Source organism: Nitrobacter sp. (assembly GCF_051535235.1).
Classification (GTDB): domain Bacteria; phylum Pseudomonadota; class Alphaproteobacteria; order Rhizobiales; family Xanthobacteraceae; genus Nitrobacter.
The window spans coordinates 61,204-78,760 of the sequence record NZ_JBPPLZ010000005.1; the positions used below are offsets into that span (position 1 = coordinate 61,204).

At 59.5% G+C, this 17,557-nt stretch carries 25 protein-coding genes and 1 pseudogene; 19 read left to right on the forward strand and 7 right to left on the reverse strand.

Going from position 1 to position 17,557, the window contains the following annotated elements; translation table 11 throughout:
- Positions 1 to 59: 59 nt before the first annotated feature.
- Together ACS3WA_RS08590 and ACS3WA_RS08595 are read right to left on the reverse strand one after the other, a co-directional pair.
- On the reverse strand, positions 60 to 287 hold the full coding sequence (locus tag ACS3WA_RS08590) for a hypothetical protein (protein WP_438278116.1): 228 nt from the start codon (positions 285 to 287) through the stop codon (positions 60 to 62).
- A 164-nt stretch (positions 288 to 451) separates the two neighbouring features.
- Positions 452 to 679 (reverse strand): hypothetical protein, encoded by a 228-nt coding sequence (locus ACS3WA_RS08595; protein ID WP_438278117.1) that lies wholly within the window; start codon positions 677 to 679, stop codon positions 452 to 454.
- Here ACS3WA_RS08595 and ACS3WA_RS08600 point away from each other — a divergent pair.
- Positions 654 to 1,373, forward strand: coding sequence for a LexA family protein (locus ACS3WA_RS08600; RefSeq protein WP_438278118.1), 720 nt, complete (start codon positions 654 to 656; stop codon positions 1,371 to 1,373). The two genes, ACS3WA_RS08595 and ACS3WA_RS08600, sit on opposite strands and share 26 nt — an antisense overlap.
- Before the next feature lie 15 nt (positions 1,374 to 1,388).
- Positions 1,389 to 1,607: a hypothetical protein gene (locus ACS3WA_RS08605; RefSeq protein WP_438278119.1), complete on the forward strand. Its 219-nt coding sequence runs from the start codon at positions 1,389 to 1,391 to the stop codon at positions 1,605 to 1,607.
- A 101-nt stretch (positions 1,608 to 1,708) separates the two neighbouring features.
- Here the strand turns inward: ACS3WA_RS08605 and ACS3WA_RS08610 are convergent, their stop codons facing one another.
- Positions 1,709 to 2,671 (reverse strand): hypothetical protein, encoded by a 963-nt coding sequence (locus ACS3WA_RS08610; protein ID WP_438278120.1) that lies wholly within the window; start codon positions 2,669 to 2,671, stop codon positions 1,709 to 1,711.
- 83 nt (positions 2,672 to 2,754) lie between these two features.
- Here ACS3WA_RS08610 and ACS3WA_RS08615 point away from each other — a divergent pair, with 83 nt between their 5' ends.
- The 12 genes and pseudogenes from ACS3WA_RS08615 to ACS3WA_RS08670 all read left to right on the forward strand — a co-directional run bounded on the left by ACS3WA_RS08615 (position 2,755) and on the right by ACS3WA_RS08670 (position 8,668).
- Positions 2,755 to 3,039, forward strand: coding sequence for a hypothetical protein (locus ACS3WA_RS08615; RefSeq protein WP_438278121.1), 285 nt, complete (start codon positions 2,755 to 2,757; stop codon positions 3,037 to 3,039).
- 6 nt (positions 3,040 to 3,045) lie between these two features.
- Positions 3,046 to 3,273: a hypothetical protein gene (locus tag ACS3WA_RS08620; protein WP_438278122.1), complete on the forward strand. Its 228-nt coding sequence runs from the start codon at positions 3,046 to 3,048 to the stop codon at positions 3,271 to 3,273.
- Positions 3,270 to 3,473: a hypothetical protein gene (locus ACS3WA_RS08625; RefSeq protein WP_438278123.1), complete on the forward strand. Its 204-nt coding sequence runs from the start codon at positions 3,270 to 3,272 to the stop codon at positions 3,471 to 3,473. The genes ACS3WA_RS08620 and ACS3WA_RS08625 overlap by 4 nt, the downstream gene beginning before the upstream one ends.
- Positions 3,470 to 3,748, forward strand: coding sequence for a hypothetical protein (locus tag ACS3WA_RS08630; protein WP_438278124.1), 279 nt, complete (start codon positions 3,470 to 3,472; stop codon positions 3,746 to 3,748). Before ACS3WA_RS08625 ends, ACS3WA_RS08630 begins: the two co-directional genes overlap by 4 nt.
- Entirely contained in the window at positions 3,745 to 4,653 is a 909-nt protein-coding gene (locus ACS3WA_RS08635) for a phage major tropism determinant (RefSeq protein WP_438278125.1), read from the forward strand. Before ACS3WA_RS08630 ends, ACS3WA_RS08635 begins: the two co-directional genes overlap by 4 nt.
- Positions 4,654 to 4,697: 44 nt before the next feature.
- Entirely contained in the window at positions 4,698 to 4,901 is a 204-nt protein-coding gene (locus ACS3WA_RS08640) for a hypothetical protein (protein ID WP_438278126.1), read from the forward strand.
- Complete coding sequence (locus ACS3WA_RS08645) at positions 4,898 to 5,989, forward strand: phage Gp37/Gp68 family protein (protein WP_438278127.1); 1,092 nt, start codon at positions 4,898 to 4,900, stop codon at positions 5,987 to 5,989. Before ACS3WA_RS08640 ends, ACS3WA_RS08645 begins: the two co-directional genes overlap by 4 nt.
- Positions 5,990 to 6,203: 214 nt before the next feature.
- Positions 6,204 to 6,500: a hypothetical protein gene (locus tag ACS3WA_RS08650; protein WP_438278128.1), complete on the forward strand. Its 297-nt coding sequence runs from the start codon at positions 6,204 to 6,206 to the stop codon at positions 6,498 to 6,500.
- The gene (locus ACS3WA_RS08655; RefSeq protein WP_438278129.1) at positions 6,497 to 6,811 is read left to right on the forward strand and encodes a hypothetical protein; all 315 of its coding nucleotides are present in this window, start codon (positions 6,497 to 6,499) and stop codon (positions 6,809 to 6,811) included. The genes ACS3WA_RS08650 and ACS3WA_RS08655 overlap by 4 nt, the downstream gene beginning before the upstream one ends.
- 14 nt (positions 6,812 to 6,825) lie before the next feature.
- Positions 6,826 to 6,972 (forward strand): annotated as a pseudogene (locus ACS3WA_RS08660) (helix-turn-helix domain-containing protein); the annotation flags it as partial.
- A 29-nt stretch (positions 6,973 to 7,001) separates the two neighbouring features.
- Positions 7,002 to 8,105: a tyrosine-type recombinase/integrase gene (locus ACS3WA_RS08665; protein WP_438278130.1), complete on the forward strand. Its 1,104-nt coding sequence runs from the start codon at positions 7,002 to 7,004 to the stop codon at positions 8,103 to 8,105.
- Positions 8,105 to 8,668 carry a GIY-YIG nuclease family protein gene (locus ACS3WA_RS08670; RefSeq protein WP_438278131.1) on the forward strand — a complete coding sequence of 188 codons (564 nt, stop codon included), beginning with the start codon at positions 8,105 to 8,107 and terminating at the stop codon, positions 8,666 to 8,668. Before ACS3WA_RS08665 ends, ACS3WA_RS08670 begins: the two co-directional genes overlap by 1 nt.
- Before the next feature lie 550 nt (positions 8,669 to 9,218).
- On the opposite strand, the gene ACS3WA_RS08675 is transcribed toward ACS3WA_RS08670, so the two are convergent.
- Positions 9,219 to 9,374 carry a hypothetical protein gene (locus tag ACS3WA_RS08675; RefSeq protein ID WP_438278132.1) on the reverse strand — a complete coding sequence of 52 codons (156 nt, stop codon included), beginning with the start codon at positions 9,372 to 9,374 and terminating at the stop codon, positions 9,219 to 9,221.
- Between the two features lie 644 nt (positions 9,375 to 10,018).
- A complete protein-coding gene (locus ACS3WA_RS08680) occupies positions 10,019 to 10,399 on the reverse strand; it encodes a hypothetical protein (RefSeq protein ID WP_438278133.1) in 381 nt (126 codons plus the stop codon).
- A gap of 1,065 nt (positions 10,400 to 11,464) precedes the next feature.
- Between ACS3WA_RS08680 and ACS3WA_RS08685 the strand changes: the two genes are divergently transcribed.
- Positions 11,465 to 11,608 carry a hypothetical protein gene (locus tag ACS3WA_RS08685; RefSeq protein ID WP_438278134.1) on the forward strand — a complete coding sequence of 48 codons (144 nt, stop codon included), beginning with the start codon at positions 11,465 to 11,467 and terminating at the stop codon, positions 11,606 to 11,608.
- 233 nt (positions 11,609 to 11,841) lie between these two features.
- Here the strand turns inward: ACS3WA_RS08685 and ACS3WA_RS08690 are convergent, their stop codons facing one another.
- Entirely contained in the window at positions 11,842 to 13,077 is a 1,236-nt protein-coding gene (locus ACS3WA_RS08690) for a class I SAM-dependent methyltransferase (RefSeq protein ID WP_438278135.1), read from the reverse strand.
- A gap of 527 nt (positions 13,078 to 13,604) precedes the next feature.
- Here ACS3WA_RS08690 and ACS3WA_RS08695 point away from each other — a divergent pair.
- From ACS3WA_RS08695 to ACS3WA_RS08710, 4 genes are all read left to right on the forward strand, one after another.
- Complete coding sequence (locus ACS3WA_RS08695) at positions 13,605 to 13,970, forward strand: hypothetical protein (protein WP_438278136.1); 366 nt, start codon at positions 13,605 to 13,607, stop codon at positions 13,968 to 13,970.
- A 66-nt stretch (positions 13,971 to 14,036) separates the two neighbouring features.
- Entirely contained in the window at positions 14,037 to 14,282 is a 246-nt protein-coding gene (locus ACS3WA_RS08700; RefSeq protein WP_438278137.1) for a thermonuclease family protein, read from the forward strand.
- A 117-nt stretch (positions 14,283 to 14,399) separates the two neighbouring features.
- On the forward strand, positions 14,400 to 15,668 hold the full coding sequence (locus ACS3WA_RS08705) for an MFS transporter (RefSeq protein WP_438278138.1): 1,269 nt from the start codon (positions 14,400 to 14,402) through the stop codon (positions 15,666 to 15,668).
- A gap of 92 nt (positions 15,669 to 15,760) precedes the next feature.
- Positions 15,761 to 16,783 (forward strand): formylglycine-generating enzyme family protein, encoded by a 1,023-nt coding sequence (locus tag ACS3WA_RS08710; RefSeq protein WP_438278139.1) that lies wholly within the window; start codon positions 15,761 to 15,763, stop codon positions 16,781 to 16,783.
- 366 nt (positions 16,784 to 17,149) lie between these two features.
- Here ACS3WA_RS08710 and ACS3WA_RS08715 read toward each other — a convergent pair whose 3' ends face one another.
- Entirely contained in the window at positions 17,150 to 17,551 is a 402-nt protein-coding gene (locus ACS3WA_RS08715) for an MAPEG family protein (protein WP_438278140.1), read from the reverse strand.
- Between the last annotated feature and the right edge of the window lie 6 nt (positions 17,552 to 17,557).

The window sequence follows — 17,557 nt, forward strand, 5'->3', positions numbered from 1 at the left end:
CGCGAGACCCAGCGCGGTGAAAACTGCGAAGACGCAGACGACCAGGTGAACAGGGTCAGTCATCGGATACCCCTTTCCAGGGCTTCCAGCCGCCGGGCGGCGTCGGCCTGCTGCTGCCGAAGCTTTGCGATTTCACGGACGGCGCGGAGATTGTCGGCCCATGGCGATCTGACCGATGCGATCAACGCGGCATGGACCGCGTCGCCGACGTCGCTGCGCAACAGCGCGGCCAAAGCCTGACCGTCGGGAGCGCCCTTTCGCGCCAGCCAACGCTCGACAACCTTCACCGATCGGCCCGATCTGTGAGCGATCTCGGCGGCCGAATCCCGGGGAAAAAGTTTCTGCAATTCCAAGAGGATCGGAAAAAACCACCCGCAACCTTGAGGGTTTCTACCCTCATCGATAAGGGTCAGCTTTTTTGACAGGCGTCTAGTGGTTCCAGAAGTTCGGATCATGTGCATGCGCCCACGCCGTCACCTTCCGATCGCGGACCAACACCCACCCAATCGTTCGGAGTCACCAACCCGCCAGACAGTTCGAAGAGCTGAGCCATCACGACCTTGTCCGGCTCACGTTCGCCGACGCGATAGCGCCTGATGGTTTCGCCTGACTTCCCGAGCTTTTCCCCAACGCCAGCGTTGGAGTTGCCGGTCATGTTCATCCAGTCATCAAATGTCATGCGGCAATCTCAACACCATTATGGTGTTGATTCGCAAGATGCTGACACCGCTTTGGTGTTTGATGCTCACACCAAAATGGTGCCCGCTACCGAAATGAAGGGCAAATATCCAAATGGGCTAGCAGACGCCATGGCACGGCGGCCGAAGCTCACACAGAAGGACCTCGCGGAAGCGATCGGCACGAGTCAGCAGCAAATTGGCAAGCTCCTACACGGCGAGCGCGAAATGACAGCGCTTTGGGCCGAAAAGCTTGCCCCCGTCCTGCGAACCTCTCCAGAACTATTGGTCTTTCCGGCGCTCCGGCGATATCGCGTGCCGCTGATGTCATGGGTTAGCGCCGGTCGACTTGTCAGTCAGGACGGCGTCCGAAAGTCCGACGTCAAACGATATCTTCTTGCTGCCGACCTGCCACGCGGTGATTGGGTGGGGCTCGAAGTCGAGGGCGATTCCATGAACCTGGTTGCGCCGGAGGGCAGCTACATCTTTGTCAACCGCGACGACCACCGACTTGTTAACGATGCATTCTACGTGTTCGTAACCCCCGACGGCGATACGACCTTCAAGCGATACCGCGGCGGCGCCCGACCACGGCTACAGCCGTTTTCCACAAACCCAGATCACGAAACCATCCACCCGACCAACGAACTGCATGTGTTTGGCCGGGTAGGCCGCGTGATCCACGATCTTCTCTGATTCGGATTTGCAAGCGTGATTTCGATCATCGTCATACTGGCAATCGTTGGCGCGATACTGTTCGGCGCGGTCCGGATCATTCTCGGCTGGGTCCTACCGGTAACCACCATGCGACGAGTGGACGCCATCACCAACGCAACATTCGTCTTTGTTTTCAAGCTCTGGGTCGTAGCGATGGCCGGACTGATCGTTTGGATCATCTGGTACGCAACATCTAACCCTAGCCCAGTCTAACACCGCATTGGTGTTATTCATGTTGACTTAACACCGTTTTGGTGTTGTTTGTTTCCCGTGAAACATCGGGAGACTCAAGCGTGCCCCTCGAGCTTCAAACGTCAGTAACGCCGCAAAAGCTTGTCCGCTCGCTTGCGGCGGTTCGGGGACGTAGCACCGATCCGCTCGACGAATTCGCGGGTCACTATCGCCACCCTGCCCGCCGGAGACAGACGCGAAAGCACGCCGGCCGCGTTATCGAAGACCGGCCGCGTGAACATGATCCAGCGTTTCGCCACCTCGCGATTCCACGCGAAGTCGGCGGCCTTGGAGCCGATCTGACGGCGAGCGTCGATGTAGTCCAGCATAGTGTCAATCACGGCGTCATCGAGTTCGCCGTCGGCCCGCGCGACCCAGACCAGCGCCTGGAGACCGGGCTTTGCGCGCGACATCACGGCCTCGTGCGACAGGACGACTTCGTCATCATCGTCCTCATAGAAAACCGCAAAGAATTTGCCCGGGTCGCGGATTTGCTCACCGGTACGATGGTTACGAAGTTCAAGAATGCGATCGCTTCGAAACGTGCGTTCCGCTTGCGCGAGGTAACAATGCGCCCTGATATACGCGAAGCCGTTATCGCCAGTCACCTCGTTGACCCGGATGACGCGGTCCGTGATCACACCATCCGCATCGGCATAGGTTATCTCGAAGGAAGCCCCCGATACGCTTCCACGTGGCGGCATCGGCCGTTTCTCGCGCGGCATTTCAGACGTCGACATGCTGGCGACGATGCGAAACGATGGCCCATCTCCCGCCTCCAACTCATTCGCCTCGAACGCCGCGCTCAGGCGTTCGGCCTCAGTTCTTGCCCGCCTCAGCTTTTCCGCGCGCGCCAGACGAAATGCTTCGGCATCGCTCGCGACGTCAGGCTTGCTGAACCAAGCTTGGGGGCCGTCGCGGGACGGCCGCACCGCGTCTTCCAGATCGCGGGCGACCTTTCGGAGGCGCCGGGCATCCGCTCCGCGCCGCCAGATGATGAAGGCCAGCAGTCCCGCCAGCGCCACCAGCCACCAATAGCCGCCCATTGCCCCGCACTCCTCGTCCCCTTTCCCGGACGGGATGCTGGCATGCCGCAGGCGTCTTTTCCACTGACAAACCGGGGGTTTTCATGCGTCGTTCTCGCTGCAACGTGGTCAAATCCGGCCCTTCCTTTTTCCAACCCGCCCTCACCATTCCCGCTTTCATCGATTCCGCACTGACGAGGCCCCGCGCCGGTCTGAGCGGCGAGGCCGCGACCCGCGTCATGGCCGAGGACATGCGGCAGGCCGCACAGCGCGAGGGCGGCCTGTCGCGAGACGACATGCTGCTGCTCGGCTGGACCGCGGCGCAGATCGAAACGCTGGTGCCGGCCGCCCGCGAGCGCGCCCAGGCGCTGGCCGGATTGACGGCGTGACCGCCAATGAGCAACGTCATCGTTCTGCGCGCGCCGCTTTCCAAAACACCGAACGGGACTCTTTTGGTGCGGCCAAAAGAGATTCCAGACCCGCCGCCGGCTGCGGACCGGCGGCGGGTCGCCTGCTCGATCGTCGAGAGGCCAGGCCTCGAGCCGCTTTGCGTCGCGACCTATCTCGGTCTCGTCCCCGCGCTGTGGCTCGCGCCCCTGGTCTGGCTGTGGGGCCGGCTATGAGCGATATCGTCAGCCTCACCCACCCGGACCATCTCGCCACCGCGACCCAGCTCGAGGCGACGATCGCGCTGGCCGAATGGCAGCGTTACCGCGACCGCCCGCCTTCGCGACGTCTCGCCGAGTATGACGATGTCGCCGCCGAGCGGGCTTTCGAAGCCACGCTCGATATCGTCGCTACCGAAATGGCGAGGGCGTCATGAAACTCCGTCCCCGCCCCTCCTTCGTCGCCATGGTGCTGGACGCGATCCCGGACGACGGCACGCCGGTCTCGGCGCGCGGCGTCTTCATCGCGATCGGCAGCAAATCGACGCCGGCCTATGTCCGCACCGTGCTGCGGCAACTGCATCGCACCGGGCAGATCGTCGGCATCGGGCACCCGTCCGTGCGCGTCTACCGGCGCATTCCCGATTCCACATCGGTTGATCGCGTCCCGGCCGGCGGGCAGCCGGCAGTTTCCGAAGGACACGCCCTATGAATGCGCCTGAAACCTTTGCCGCGGCCGAGCGCGTGCCGACCATCGTCAAGCGGGACCCGCGATCGCCGGCATGGCTGGTGACCGGACGCGACAGCCTGGTCATCAGGGCCGGCACGACGATCGACGGCCAGCGCTTCAAGGCCGCGAGGCAGGTCGTGCTGCCGTCCGATGGACTGACCCCCGGCGCCGATTACGGCATCGTGCTGGCCGACGGCATCCCGCATGCGTTGCGAGCGTATCGCATCCCTGCCGGCGAAGGCTGCATCGGCGGCTTTCACTTTGCGCCAGGCGGCAATGCCCGCGCGGGCAACGGCGGCGACGCCATCCCCGCGATCAATCCCTGCTCGCTGTGGGACCTGAGCTTTCGTCCCGCCTGCCGGGATCCGCGCAGCATGGCGCTGGTCGAGGCCGAGGGCGCGCGGTTCTGGTGCGACATCTATCTCACCGGCGTCGATCACATCCGGCAGGGCACCAGCCGCTATGGGGCGGCAATCGCCGACGGCCGCAATTGCCCGATCGATCCCGCGACCGGCAAGCCGTTTCTCCGCTTCGACTATGCCGCCGCCAATGCGGTCATGGCGCATCACGGCAAACAACTGCTGACCCAGCGCGAGTTCGAGGCGGCCGCCGCCGGCGTCACGGAACATTCCGCGCACGGCGTTGATCCCGAAATCACGAAGCTGGACGCGCGGCGCACCAGCCGGGCCGGCCTCGTGCAGGCGACCGGCAACATGTGGGTGTGGGGCCGCAGCAACGACGTGCAGCCGCGCGCGTCCATCTTCGGCGGCTCCTGGCTCAGCGGCGGCGACGCGGGCTCGCGCTACGCGAACCTCGACTACTGGCCGGAGCTCTCGCACGACAATTTGGGCGCCCGCGGCCGCAGTGACCACCTGCAGCCTGGCTAGGCGCTGCGACAGCAGCGCCGCGACACAAATACGCGGGGGCATTCATGACCAGGCGACAGGCGGAAAACATATTCGCTTTTACGCGGGATGCGGTCGCTGAGTTCGACTGCACCGTTTGCGGCACGCACGTCTATCGATACGGCGATCGCGATTTCACCCACACAATCTGCCGTGTCTGCGAGTTCATTGGAGAGCACCCGCAGCTTTCCGACGAGGCCAAGGCGCTGCTACGAGGCGAGCACCCATGACCAGGACCTCGATCGAATGGACGCAGCACGTCTGGAATCCGTTCGCCGGCTGCTCGATCCTCTCGCCCGGCTGCACCAATTGCTACGCCATGCAGATGGCCAGCCGGATCGAGGCATGCAGCGCCGGCCTCTCGCCTGGTCACCGCGGCGCGCCGCATTACGCCGGCACCACGAAGATCGTGAACGGCAAGCCGGTCTGGACCGGCAAGATCGGCATCGCTTCGGATGAGGTCCTGACCGCGCCGCTCAGGCGCAAGAAGCCGACCACCTGGTTCGTCAATTCGATGTCGGATCTGTTTCACGAGAACGTCCCGGACGAAGCGATCGACAAGGTCTTTGCGGTGATGGCGCTGACGCCGCAGCACACCTACCAGGTGCTGACGAAACGCAGCGCGCGGATGCGGGACTACATCAACTCCTGTTGCGCAAAGCTTGGGCGGCAGTCTGAATTACGTATCCTGATTGATCGTTTCGAGCAGCGGCCGACCGAGAACGTCCAAGGGCGGCTACGGGTCTCAGGGACGCCGGAAAGCGGGTGGAAACCGCTACCCAACGTCTGGCTCGGTGTCTCGACCGAGCGGCAGCAGGAAGCCGACGAACGGATTCCGGATCTGCTGGCGACGCCGGCCGCGGTGCGCTTCATCAGCGCCGAGCCGCTGCTTGGGCCGATCGACCTTCGGCACATTGCGCCATCTGATACGGGCTATATCAACGCTCTGAGCAGCAGCACTGGTCCAAATCTCGACCAGGTCATCGTTGGCGGCGAAAACGGCGAGCGCCCGATGCATCCGGACTGGGCGCGGTCACTCCGCGACCAGTGCGCCGCAGCCGGGACGGCGTTCTTCTTCAAGCAGTGGGGAAGCTGGTACCCGACCATAGATCGCGACAGGGACGATCCGGACTGGCGTCGCGACTATGGCTGCGCCAACCGGCAACCGAACAAATACAAGATCCTGAACCTCGCCGGCGGCTGCGGTTTTCACGGCGAGCGCGTGCACCTGATGCAGCGCAACAACAGCAAATCCACTACCGGTCGGCTGCTCGACGGCGTAGAGCACAATGGAATGCCGGAGGCGGCCAGCCTATGAAGCTCAAGCCTGAAACTGTCGGGTTTGTCCGGGGCGGCATGCTCTTTCTCGAACCGCCAGAGCGTTGGCGGGTGTGGCAGCGAGATATTTGGACCTGCGATAGCGAAGGCCATCGGCCTCGCCGTTGCGATACCAATCTTTGCGACGCGGGCGGCAATTGCATCGCCTGTAACGCTATCCAAGGTGAAGCCTGTCAGCATCCGGAGGTCGCGCAATGATGCGCACCCTGCTGTGGAAACTGCGCTGGCAAGCGCGACGGATCAGCGATCCATTCATGTCGCGCTGCCGAGTGTGCGGCGGCCGCGAGAATGTCGTGAGCTTCGATCCTCGCGGTCTGTGGGCCTATCCTACCCGCCGCACCTGGTGCCCGGATCACTGCCCCGGCCACGACTACGTCTATTCGCGTTGGGACGGCCACTACTGCAACAACTGCGGCGATCTGCCCGACCTTCAATGGTACGACGACCGCGCGCAGGACGCCGCCGAATTCGAGGCCGAGGCGGCGCGATGAAGAAGCCACGCCCAACCGACGAAGAATTCGCCGATCTCAAATGCAAGCGCGATGCGGCAATTGAGGCCACAGTTCGCGAGATTTGCGAGAAGCAGGGCTGGGATTTCGACAAGGTGAGCGTTCATCGATCCGGCGCACACGGCTGCTACTGCGCTTGTCCGGACGGCCCCTGTCAACACATCTGGGACGGCCCCGACGTCCCGATCGGCCTCGAGAACGGCGAGGACGAAAGCCAGGCGCGCGGCTGGAGCATCACATGCTCGCTCTGCGGCCAGGACGCCATGTCGCACGATATCCGGTGCGCGCCATGAATCCCCCTGGCAGTATGTCTTTGCTGACCTTTGAGCAGGCCGCGGCCCTGCTCAATATATCCGGCCGGCAATTGCGCGGACACGTGAAAGCGGGGAATATCCCGTTCATCGACGTCGGTCTGAAATCCCGTCCCAGCTATCGATTCCGGCGGTCGGACCTTGTGTCATTCGAGACTTCGCGAGTTTGTTTATGCGCAACACAGTCCGTGGAATCTACCGCCGCAAAGGCAGCGAAGAGTGGTCGTACGACGTCGTCATACGAGGTCATCGATTTTGCGGCTCAACGGGTTGCACGGAGAAGCGGGCGGCCGAAAGGTGGATCACCCGATTTCGCACCGACAAAGCGGGGGCGATAAAGGAGCTTTCTGGCCGCGCGCCGATGACATTTGGCGCCGCGTCCACCCGCTGGTGGAGCGAGCGCGGCCAATACCGGAAGGACAAGGCGAGCCTCGAGGGTTATCTCGCCCTGCTGCAAACCCGCATCGGCATGAAAACGATGTTGGCGACCATCGACGACAACACGGTCTCTAATCTTGTCGCGATGCGGCGCGCTGACGGCGTCTCTCCATCGACCGTGAACCGCTCCATGACCGAACCGCTGCGCGCGATCATGCTGCGCGCCAGGCTCTGGAAACAGCCTGTGCAGGAGATCGACTGGAAGGCTCACAAGCTGAATGAACCGGAGGGAATCGTTCGTGAGGCGTCGATCGAGGAAGAGGTAAAGGCGTTCGCCGGGCTGCGGCCCAGCCTGCGCCCGATTGCCCGTTTCCTGCTGGTGGTAGGCTGGCGGCGGGCCGAGGCCTGCCGGCTGAAATGGTCCGATATCAATTTCGAAACCGGATTCGCCACCGTGACCGGCAAAGGCGGAATCGTGCATCGACGTCCTCTCCCCGCGGTCGCGATTGCGATCCTGCGTGCCGAGGAAGGCAAGCATCCGGAATACGTCTTCACCTATGAGGTGAAGCATCCGAACGGCGGCAAGAAGGGACAGCGGCAACCGATCCTGCCTGGAACGCTCTCCACGGCCTGGTGCCGAATGCGGGACGCTACAGGCCTCTCCGGCTTGCGGCTGCACGATCTGCGCCATACCACCGCCACGCGGATTCTGCGCAAGACAGGCAATCTGGTGGCCGTCCAGAAGGCTCTGGGACATACCCGAGTCTCGACGACGCAACGATACGCCCACATGCTGGCGGAAGATGTTCGGGCTGCTCTGGATGCCGCCGCTCCCGTGGCAACGCCGGTCGAGATACCCGACAAAGAGACACCGAAAACTAAGCAGGACAAAATCTGATGAAACGCATGATGCGGGTGCGGGACATCTGCAAGCAGGCGCAATTCCCAATTCGCGACGCGGAGGCAATGGCCCACAATGCTGGCATTGTTCTGCGCGGAGCCGAAGGATCGAGATACGTCACCACGGCTGATGCCAAGAAGTTATTCCCGCTACTCCAAGAGGAAGCAACCCGACGAAGAAACCAACGTCGGCCGCCGAAAGCTAGAAATCAGAAATTCAATCAGGTCTATTTCATCCGGTGCGGCGAGTTCGTGAAGATCGGCTTCACATACGACGTCCTTGTCAGACTTGAGACTCTGCAAGCGGCCACTCCATATACCCTGGAATTGCTGGATTCCTTCGCAGGCGGCGAGTCTGATGAAAAGGAACTTCATGCCAGATTTGCCGAACACCGGGTCCGCGGCGAGTGGTTCCATCTCGCCCCAGAGATCATGAACCATATTGATCTCCGCCGCGCGCGGCGCGCCGAAAGTCCCGTAAAAAGTCCCGATGAAGCCGAATTTTATGACGAAATAAGATCTGCTCTAGAGACTGGTACTACTGTTTATTCAATAACTTAGATGGATGCTAATGAAAGCGGTGTCAATTGGGTTGGAAGGCTGCTGCTCTACCATTGAGCTACACCCGCGCAACGCAACTAGCGTTCTGATTTTATTGCCATTTGCAAATGCTTTTCGCAAGGACTTTGCGGCAAAAGACGCATAAACGCGTTATTCCGCGCTGCATAGAACTTTTCCATTTGCAGGACGTTGTCCAGTATCACCGCGCGGCTCTCGGTATTTATCGGTGATGAGAACGCCGGTTGCGCTCCCGCCTCCCTCTGTCGGAAAGGAGCGCGCCATGTCCGAGCGACGTTTCAACCCCACGCAATCCTTGAAAGAGCGTCTCTGCGTATTTGCGAGGCTTATGCGAGAGAGGGCGGCGTTGATGCCCTTTGGCGCAGAGAAAACTGCGACACTGGCAAAGGCCGAGGACGCCGAGATTGCAGCGAATGTTGAACGATGGGCAAATTCCCCGGAACTCCGGCCCCCAAAATAAAGGCGTCACGGCGTGACCCCCGCGCAACCGTCCCTGGTTCTGGAGCCTGCAATCGGCTGTCGCGAGCGGAGTTTATGCGGCGCGCTGCGTCAATTCCCAATTCTGATGCAGGCCGCTGGTATGAGCGGCGGTCCCATGATCTGCCCTGTAAGCAGCAGAGAGCAGCGCACTGAAACCTATCAGGGTCCCGACGGCCAGAATTGCTACGAGGACAATTTTAGTTTTCATGTCGACTCTCCTTCACGTCGCTGAGAGACAGGACGCATGTGGCTATCCCAATATGCGTTGGCGTTCGGCAAGTTATAAGGCCGGCTGCAGCGGATTTTCAGAAAACGCGGGCAGATGGGATTGAGCCCGCCTCGCACCAAGCGTAGCCCGAACAGTGACAGCCCTTAAACATGGCGCGAATTCGTGCCTATGATCCAGGTTCCATCGACAATGGAAGGGACAATGGAAGGAGGGGCTCGGTGTCTTGGACCGAGCGCTGTCACCTTGCTGGAAGCGCCCGCCATAGCGTTTTCGAGCGTAGCACGTCCTCGGGCTTTTGACCCGAGAACGGAGACCGGTTCGCGTCAAGAAAACGCGTCAAAAACAAAATCATGGAGCCTTTGTTTTTGATTCAATCAGAAGCGAGGCTTGAGACCTTCGAGCCTGGCCAGAAGTGGTTCAGCGCCTGATTCAAGCGAGACCACATTGGAGATTGAGGCGCGGCGGATAGAAAACTCGCCCGCGCCTTCGCTTTCGACGGCGGGCCAATGCGATGCGGCAGCCGCGCCGACGCAATCCGTTCAAGCTTTCAGCGACGACGCGCCTGAACGCTTGTGCGGATCGCGGCGAAGAGGAACGTCACATCGGAGTTGATGAACCGGTCATCATCGCGCGTTGGCGTAGTGTTCACGACGATGGTAATGGCGACGGCTCGCATAATGCCGCCCTCCTCCGCTCCAGCCGCCAAGCTGGAAATGTCCGCTATCGGCATTCGCCCACTGCTTGCCGGAAATCAACCCGCAGGAGTTTGCCAGCGCGATCTCGTTGTGAGGCATCCGCGGACGCGTGACGTTGCGCGCGTATTGATTGATGTCGAGCGCCAGACCTGCCGGATGCAGCGAGGCCCGCACGCTGCCATGCGCCCGCCATCCGCCCATGAAGCGGATCGGATAACCCTGCCGGTCAAGAGCCGAAACAAGGCACTGGAAAGCACCGGTGGCGCGGCTGGCAACATGCGCCGTGGCGCCCGAGGACGAGCGGACCACGCCGGCCACCCTCCCCGCGCCTTCGGCCAGAACCCGCGCGAGCCCTTTGGAGATTTCGCGGTGCGATCTATGACTGGATCCATGTCTGACGGCCGAATGATGGGAACGTCCGGCGGCACGATCCTCGAAATCAAACAGCGGCGCGCCATCGCCAAAGCAGGGACGCATCACATCGCAGCCGGCGCCGACCTGAATTTTTTTATGAGAATGTCTGGCAGACGAAGGTGTGGCGGCAATGCAAAGCATCGCCGATGCAATAAGCAGTCGGATCATCATATCTCCGGGAAACGCTGGAGTGAGGGAACGCAGCAACGAAGGCCCTGCTTTGAAATATCCGGTATGGAACCCCTGGCCATGATACCGGCTACCTAGGGCCGGCGGTCACGGCCTGTCTAGCTAGACCCGAAACGCCATTTGAATTAACATTGAGAGTTTAGGTTAAACGGCCCATCGGATTTGATTGCCCAGATAATAAAGTTGTTTTAAATCAAATATTTGGGTTAACTCTGTCCATTAATCCGCTCCGTCGGAGAGTCATCCTGCACGACCGCAAACCATTCAGACCAGCCGAGGAACGGACCCCCGGTTCCCGGATCCTCCGTCTTGAGGGGCAAAAAGACCCGAAACGGACCGCATGATCGGATGCGAGCTATCGCCAACCGAGGGCGGTACAGCCGTTTGCGTATGGCTGCACCATTCGCGCGCGAGCCTCACTGGCGGTCCCTGTCCACCACGCTTACCTAAGGCTGGCCTGCATTTTCCCATACGCGTTGATCTGAACGCCGGACAATGCTCGCGGAAAGCGGAAGATCCGCAAACTGGATTGCCCGAAAGGTCGGCGGCATAGCGGAAGTGAACGCGGCGTGAGACCCGTTACGATTGGACCGCATTCGTGCGGATATAAAAAAATCGCCTGACGCCGCCGGGAGAACATGGCAAGACCTCAACGGTCACTTCGATTCCGGGCTTGCGAACCTTTCTCCAATTCTCGACGAGGAACGCATTGGCTCCGTGAAAGCATCAATCGAAAACTGCTATGGCACTGAGACGACGGAGGCGTGAACAATGAACGACTTTTGGGAATGGCGCAGCTCGATGCGGGAATTCGAGGGGTCGAAAAAGAAAGGTCGTCGGAACGCCTACATTATCGGCACGTTGCTGGCGTTGCTGTTTCTCGCTTTCATCGTCGGACTGGCGATCTCCGGATAAGCGAAACGACAAGCGGGCGCGAGCGGAGCGAAAGCAATCGCGTCCGAACCCCCTCCGGCCGGATCAGGCTTGCCAGCGATCCGGCCATGCGCCGCTCACTATCAGACTCAAAATTGTACGTTCTGAGTTGGCCCCAAAGCGATCCTAAAACGCAGCAAGGTGCATTTCAGTTTGACGGGTCAGTGCGCGACCTCGGCAGACATCACAATTCAAGCTTGTTTGGCCGAGCCGTTCTAATCCCGACGACTACAAATCACCATCGACTGACTGGTTGAGTATTTCGGGATAATAGCGCGGATATCGAGAAATCTGCCCCAGACATCATGGATATAGCTATTGCTGTGCGCTACGTTGCAATTATAGGGATCGTCGTCACGGAACGCGATCACTGTTTTCCCTTCTGGAATCGTTTTCACATTCATTAGATCAGGACGAAATCCCTTGATCGAGTCTTTCAAGACGCGGTCCGGATTAGACCAACATTCATCGTTTACAACCGTGATACAGGCAATTCCGCCTTTAGCCAAAACACGCCTTAGTTCAAGCAACCAGCTTAATTCGCTTTCGTTTATGTGCGTGAACACGGAAAGCGCCGAGATAAGGTCAAAGCATTGATCTTCAATCGGCAGCGATGGAAACGACGTGTTGCAGAACGATTGAATGCCAGGAAGATATTTGAGGCAGAAATCTATCGAGACCGATTTGAAGTCACATAACCAAACATCCCAATCCCTAGATTGAAAGGCAAAATGCCGCGAGACACGTCCCGTCGAACCGCCGAAGTCGAAATATCGTCCTCCGCGGACTCCATGCGGCCTTGCAAAATCTGAAATCATCTTAAACTGCGCATATCCGCTGAGCCAGTATGCGAGATCGCGGCCCGAGGCATAACCTTCGCGGTTGGATGAAGACGGAATAGGTCTGGTATCCCGTTTCATCGCGGCGGCCAGCCCGTCCACATTCAATCCGCTTTTTTCCAGAAGAACCTTCAGTTCCTCGCTGCCGGCAATCTCACATTCAAGATCAAGGGTCTCAACCAGTTGTGATGGAGGCATGGATGGCTGGTCAGGCTTCGGAGACTCTGCATACGCAGGACTGAATTTCATCAACTCTCTGACCTGCTCTCCAATTGACTTTGGTTGCGCAGGAGCAGGCAGGCCCGAACGATCAACATTCACCTGTTTCAGGGATATGGCCGGCGATTGCCCCGCATCCATTATGATAACAGCTAGCTTATCCAGCTCATCCGAATTCAATTCGCGCGTAAACATAATGACAAACGCATGATATCCAGAACCGATATTCGCGCGAAGCAGATCCCGCCTGAAGCCATCCGCAATTGCAGAGCCTACCATTTCGTCTCCGACGCGGACCTGGATGCTAACACACGCTGCTGGAGCATCCGGATTCCAAGCCCAACCGACGATGAAAGTTGGCGCAAGCTTGTCAATTTGGACTCGAGTCGGCATGCATATCTCCGGTGTGATAAGCTACAGTGATCATTTGTAGCCACCGCACACTGACAGATCAATGTATGCTCACTGGCAGCACGACATGCATTGAGTGCTGCTATTAATTTAAAGTTGCGCAACTTTGGACGATTAATCGCTTGTCGTCTTTGACGTGCTTCCCGAACTTCCTGCTTGATAAGTTGGGTCATCCATTGGAGATAAACCACGCGGCGAAGACGCTCTACTGAAACGCAGATCATCGCGGCTATGGATCAGGCGACGGCGTTTTCTATGGCGCGAACGGAACTTTCGCAGAAAGAACTGAAAGCCATTCATCAGGCCCTGTTATCGCGGCCTATCAATTCGTTCTTCCAATTGAATAAGTGGCACCCCATGATCTTCGGTAAGCGGCGTTCCGCGGTCACCTTCCTGAAGATGTCCTGATCTGCGAGTTTGTTGGTTCTGATAGCTCTTGCGGCATGCGATAAGCGCCGTTCAGGAATCATATAGGCAATCGAGGCACGACTATAAAAAGGGTTAAGCCAGTGCTGATCACCGCTTTCACCATCCTCGGAATTGCCGTGCTGCTGGGCTCCGTGCTCGCAATTATGTATATGCCTGAACACGCTGCAGCGCCGTCCTGGCGGCTGGCGGCATTGCACGGACTGATCGCCATCGGCGGTCTCGGCTGTCTCGGTCTCGCCTTGCGTGGGCCGCCTCGTGGGCTCGATAAGGGGGCCGGCTCGTTCGGCATGATTGCAGCCGTGCTTATCGCGCTGGCAGCCGTCGTCGGCCTTACCCTCTTTTCAGCGCGCCTTCGCAAGCGGCGGCTCTCGGGCACGCTGATCGGCATTCACGCCACGCTCGCGATCAGCGGCTTTGTCGTGCTCATCGTCTACGTGACGGCTTGAGGCGGCTGAGAGCGGATCGTCCGAAAGGTTTGCCGACGCTTCGTGAGCCGGTTGATATGAATCGGTTTGGAAGATGGGCAGCGCATTCGTCTGTCCGGTCTCGACGCGCCCGAGTCCGACCAGCTTTGTCGCGGTGACGACAGCTTGCAATATCGATGCAGCGCCAAAGCAGCTAACGAGCTAGACCGCTTCATTGCGGGTAGGCCCGTAAGCTGTGAAGGCGTCGGCCGGGATCAGTACGGACGCACGGTCGCGGTGTGCTCGATCGGTAGCGCTACCTGGAAACGAGGCCGGGCTTTCGGAAATCGATAGACGCGAAGATCGCCAAGAGATACTCTGTAAATTGCTTAGCCGGATGATTAAAAGCCTTACAATGCAGTGCTAGCTTCGTGTTGATGCAAGTGCGGTCTCTTCTAGTTGGGAGCAGGCATGAAAAATCCGGTTATCGCGGCTGATGTGACGGCGGAGCCCTCGGGCAACTCCAGAGTTTTGTGGATATCGTCCCTGGCGTTTGCGCTCGGTTTTGCGGTTTGGGGAATGTTTGCCGCGCTCGCCCCTTTTCTAATCAAGTGGTACGATTTTAGCGCGACCCAGGTGCTTGTCTTGACGGCGATGGAGCCCTTTTTCGCGGCGGCGGTCAGCATCCCGCTCGGCGTCTTGACGGACAAGTTCGGTGGCCGGAGCGTTTTCACACTTCTACTTCTGAGCGTCACCCTCCCTCTGCTTTTGGGGTACTTTGCCCAAGGCTATTACGCCTTTCTGGCACTGGGGACGCTGCTCGGACTGGGCGGCGCGAGCTTCGTCGTCGGTAACGCTCATGTAGCGTCCTGGTACCCCAAATCGAAGCAGGGTACAGCCCTTGGCATCTTTGGGATGGGCAATGTCGGAATCACCGTTGGCATGGTGACTGTCACTTTCCTGATTACCCGAGTCCTGAGCGGCCCGGATGGCTGGCGTCTGATATTCCCAATCTTCGCCGTTGCTACACTGTTGATGGCTCTGGTCTACTGGTTCTTTACCTCCGATCCGCCGAACAGGAAGCTCAAGAACACGTCGCTGCGTGAAATCTTCGCCGTGTATCGTTCGGGCGCAGTAGTATGGCTGGTGCCATACCTTTACTGGGTCTCGTTTGGCACCCTTACCTTCTTCGCGTCGGCGATGCCGATCTACCTGCTCGACCAGTGGCATGTGGACGCCATACGGGCATCCATGATGTACACACCGCCATTGGTGATCTGCGTTGCGATCGCGCGGCCTATGGGTGGCTGGCTGTCCGATCGTTACGATACCTTTAAAATCCTGAGCTGGATGTTCGGCATCATGGTCGTTCTGGCCCTATTGATGGCCATGCAGATTTCGCTGCCCGTGGAGCTATTCGCCATGTACGGACTTGCGCTGCTGTCCGGCGCCGCAGCGGCTGCGGTGATCAAGCTGATCCCGATGTACTTCGTGCACGTCGGTGCGGTCAGCGGACTGGCCAAGGCCGCCGGCGCGGCCTGTGGCTTCACCATGACAATCATCCTGGCTACCAGCAAGGAGCTTCTGGGTGGCTACACGCTCGGCTTTGCTATCTGGGCGCTCATGAACGCCGCCGCGCTCTACATCGTGCTTTCACGGGTCGGTTTCAGGAATACAAAACCGCTCGCTGAACAACGGAGTAGAAGTGAAGAAATTCTAACGGCAAGACCCAGTGTGTGATCCATCGACGCTAATTGAGCATTCTGGGCCTTCCGCTCTTGCTCTTCCCTGCTTCGTAACCAGCGTCTTGCCCTTGCTGACGGATGTATTCGATGCCCTCCTATGCTGACATTCCGAAACTTTTCAACCGCTTGCGCGAGGACGCCGCATTCGAGCGCGAACAGCGAGAAGACGAAGGCAAACACAACAAAAACGAAACGCGACAGCAGGCTATGTCTTTAGCGCGCAAAGTCGGGCGGCGGCGGCGCGCCGTGTCAGTGCTGACATCACTAGTTGGGCTATGCGTGCTTGGCATCGCAATCATCGCTCAGGTAACGCCAGCGTCCACTCAGGCGGCGGCACAACCGCCCATGCAGAAGCAGACGCTGAAGCCGAAGGACATGTTTAAGGACTGCGCGAATTGCCCGGAGCTCGTGGTCGTCCCGGCCGGAAGCTTCACGATGGGATCGCCGGCAAGCGAGCCGGGGCGTTCCACCGAGGAAGGCCCGCAACATATGGTCACCATCGCTCGACCATTTGCGGTCAGCCGTTTCGAGGTGACCTTCGACGAATGGGATGCTTGCGTGGCTGACGGCGGCTGCAACGGCTACAAGCCTTCCGATGAAGGCTGGGGCCGTGGCCGTCGCCCGGTGATCAACGTTTCCTGGGACGATGCCCAGGCTTACGTCACTTGGCTGTCGAAAAAGACCGGCAAGTCCTATCGCCTGCTTTCGGGGGCCGAATACGAGTATGCGATGCGCGCCGGTACACAAACGATCTATCCTTGGGGCAACACCATCGGCACAAACAACGCCAACTGCCACGCCTGTGGCAGCCGATGGGATGCCAAGCAAACCGCGCCCGTCGGATCATTTGCACCTAACGGGTTCGGTCTCTACGACATGGTGGGCAATGTCAGGGAGTGGACGGAGGATTGCTACCACGAAACCTACAACGGCGCGCCGCCCGATGGCTCGGCTTGGATCGAAGGCGGTAACTGTTATCACCGTGTCGTCCGTGGCGGATCCTTTCTCCTCGCTCCTGCTTTCCTTCGCTCGGCGAGCCGTTACTGGTTCGCCTCCGATTATCGGCTCAGATACCTCGGTTTTCGGGTTGCCCGGGCGCTTGCACCTTAGTCCCTGCCTGAGACATTTCGAACCGCTCACGCGAGGGCGGGAAGCGCCAACTACCTATCTGCCGCCACCCCTTGCCATGCAGCGTGCAAGTTATCCCGAGGACTGAACGCCGAGGTCGGCGAGCAAACATCACCGCGCGAGCATAAAACCAGCGCACCCAGGAATCCGGCACGCCCCAAGCGTGGCCTACGAAACCCGCCGCCGGGTTGAGTCGGCAGCGGGCGTTCTGCCGGTACTCTTCCGACTTGCTCAACATGGGCACGGGAATTCTTCTGATATCATCAGAAAGCCGGGAGGGGTCCGGCAAGGGGCTGCCTGTCCGCCCCCCTACGGTCTACCGGGCCGGCAGTCCCGATCAGGCGGTTTCTATATCAGAGCAACAATCCAATAGACGCCAATCGCCATCTGAGTGGCGAAGGCAGCGAAACGACCGCTCACCGCCACGACGCTCGTCGAAATCAGATGAATGATCGATTGAGCAATGCGCGCAGCCAAGAACCATAGCGCCAGGCCGTCGGTGGCCGCGGTCTTCCCCAGGATAATTGCAAAGGCCAGCAGGCCTCCGAACACTGGCAGCCCTTCGATACAGTTGGCATGCGCTCGAGCTAGACGCTTCATAAATGGCGACAGATTACCATTATCAGGTGTGAATCCGTTTGCCGGCACCTTGCCTGCGACGACTAGGTAGGTCCGGATCGACTCCATGAGCACCAACAGGGCCAACGTCCATGCGATGAACCCAATCAAAGCAAAAGCTGTGTTGGTCAATTAAGG

What these genes read in the sequence shown, in the direction of transcription:
- ACS3WA_RS08640 (WP_438278126.1), top strand. Translation starts at nt 4,698, where the DNA reads ATGACCAGGCGACAGGCGGAAAACATATTCGCTTTTACGCGGGATGCG.
- ACS3WA_RS08595 (WP_438278117.1), bottom strand. Translation starts at nt 679, where the DNA reads ATGACATTTGATGACTGGATGAACATGACCGGCAACTCCAACGCTGGC.
- ACS3WA_RS08690 (WP_438278135.1), bottom strand. Translation starts at nt 13,077, where the DNA reads ATGCCGACTCGAGTCCAAATTGACAAGCTTGCGCCAACTTTCATCGTC.
- ACS3WA_RS08610 (WP_438278120.1), bottom strand. Translation starts at nt 2,671, where the DNA reads ATGGGCGGCTATTGGTGGCTGGTGGCGCTGGCGGGACTGCTGGCCTTC.
- ACS3WA_RS08630 (WP_438278124.1), top strand. Translation starts at nt 3,470, where the DNA reads ATGAAACTCCGTCCCCGCCCCTCCTTCGTCGCCATGGTGCTGGACGCG.
- ACS3WA_RS08655 (WP_438278129.1), top strand. Translation starts at nt 6,497, where the DNA reads ATGAAGAAGCCACGCCCAACCGACGAAGAATTCGCCGATCTCAAATGC.
- ACS3WA_RS08600 (WP_438278118.1), top strand. Translation starts at nt 654, where the DNA reads ATGTTCATCCAGTCATCAAATGTCATGCGGCAATCTCAACACCATTAT.
- ACS3WA_RS08685 (WP_438278134.1), top strand. Translation starts at nt 11,465, where the DNA reads ATGAACGACTTTTGGGAATGGCGCAGCTCGATGCGGGAATTCGAGGGG.
- ACS3WA_RS08620 (WP_438278122.1), top strand. Translation starts at nt 3,046, where the DNA reads ATGAGCAACGTCATCGTTCTGCGCGCGCCGCTTTCCAAAACACCGAAC.
- ACS3WA_RS08675 (WP_438278132.1), bottom strand. Translation starts at nt 9,374, where the DNA reads ATGAAAACTAAAATTGTCCTCGTAGCAATTCTGGCCGTCGGGACCCTG.
- ACS3WA_RS08615 (WP_438278121.1), top strand. Translation starts at nt 2,755, where the DNA reads ATGCGTCGTTCTCGCTGCAACGTGGTCAAATCCGGCCCTTCCTTTTTC.
- ACS3WA_RS08710 (WP_438278139.1), top strand. Translation starts at nt 15,761, where the DNA reads ATGCCCTCCTATGCTGACATTCCGAAACTTTTCAACCGCTTGCGCGAG.
- ACS3WA_RS08635 (WP_438278125.1), top strand. Translation starts at nt 3,745, where the DNA reads ATGAATGCGCCTGAAACCTTTGCCGCGGCCGAGCGCGTGCCGACCATC.
- ACS3WA_RS08650 (WP_438278128.1), top strand. Translation starts at nt 6,204, where the DNA reads ATGATGCGCACCCTGCTGTGGAAACTGCGCTGGCAAGCGCGACGGATC.
- ACS3WA_RS08645 (WP_438278127.1), top strand. Translation starts at nt 4,898, where the DNA reads ATGACCAGGACCTCGATCGAATGGACGCAGCACGTCTGGAATCCGTTC.
- ACS3WA_RS08670 (WP_438278131.1), top strand. Translation starts at nt 8,105, where the DNA reads ATGAAACGCATGATGCGGGTGCGGGACATCTGCAAGCAGGCGCAATTC.
- ACS3WA_RS08705 (WP_438278138.1), top strand. Translation starts at nt 14,400, where the DNA reads ATGAAAAATCCGGTTATCGCGGCTGATGTGACGGCGGAGCCCTCGGGC.
- ACS3WA_RS08665 (WP_438278130.1), top strand. Translation starts at nt 7,002, where the DNA reads ATGCGCAACACAGTCCGTGGAATCTACCGCCGCAAAGGCAGCGAAGAG.
- ACS3WA_RS08625 (WP_438278123.1), top strand. Translation starts at nt 3,270, where the DNA reads ATGAGCGATATCGTCAGCCTCACCCACCCGGACCATCTCGCCACCGCG.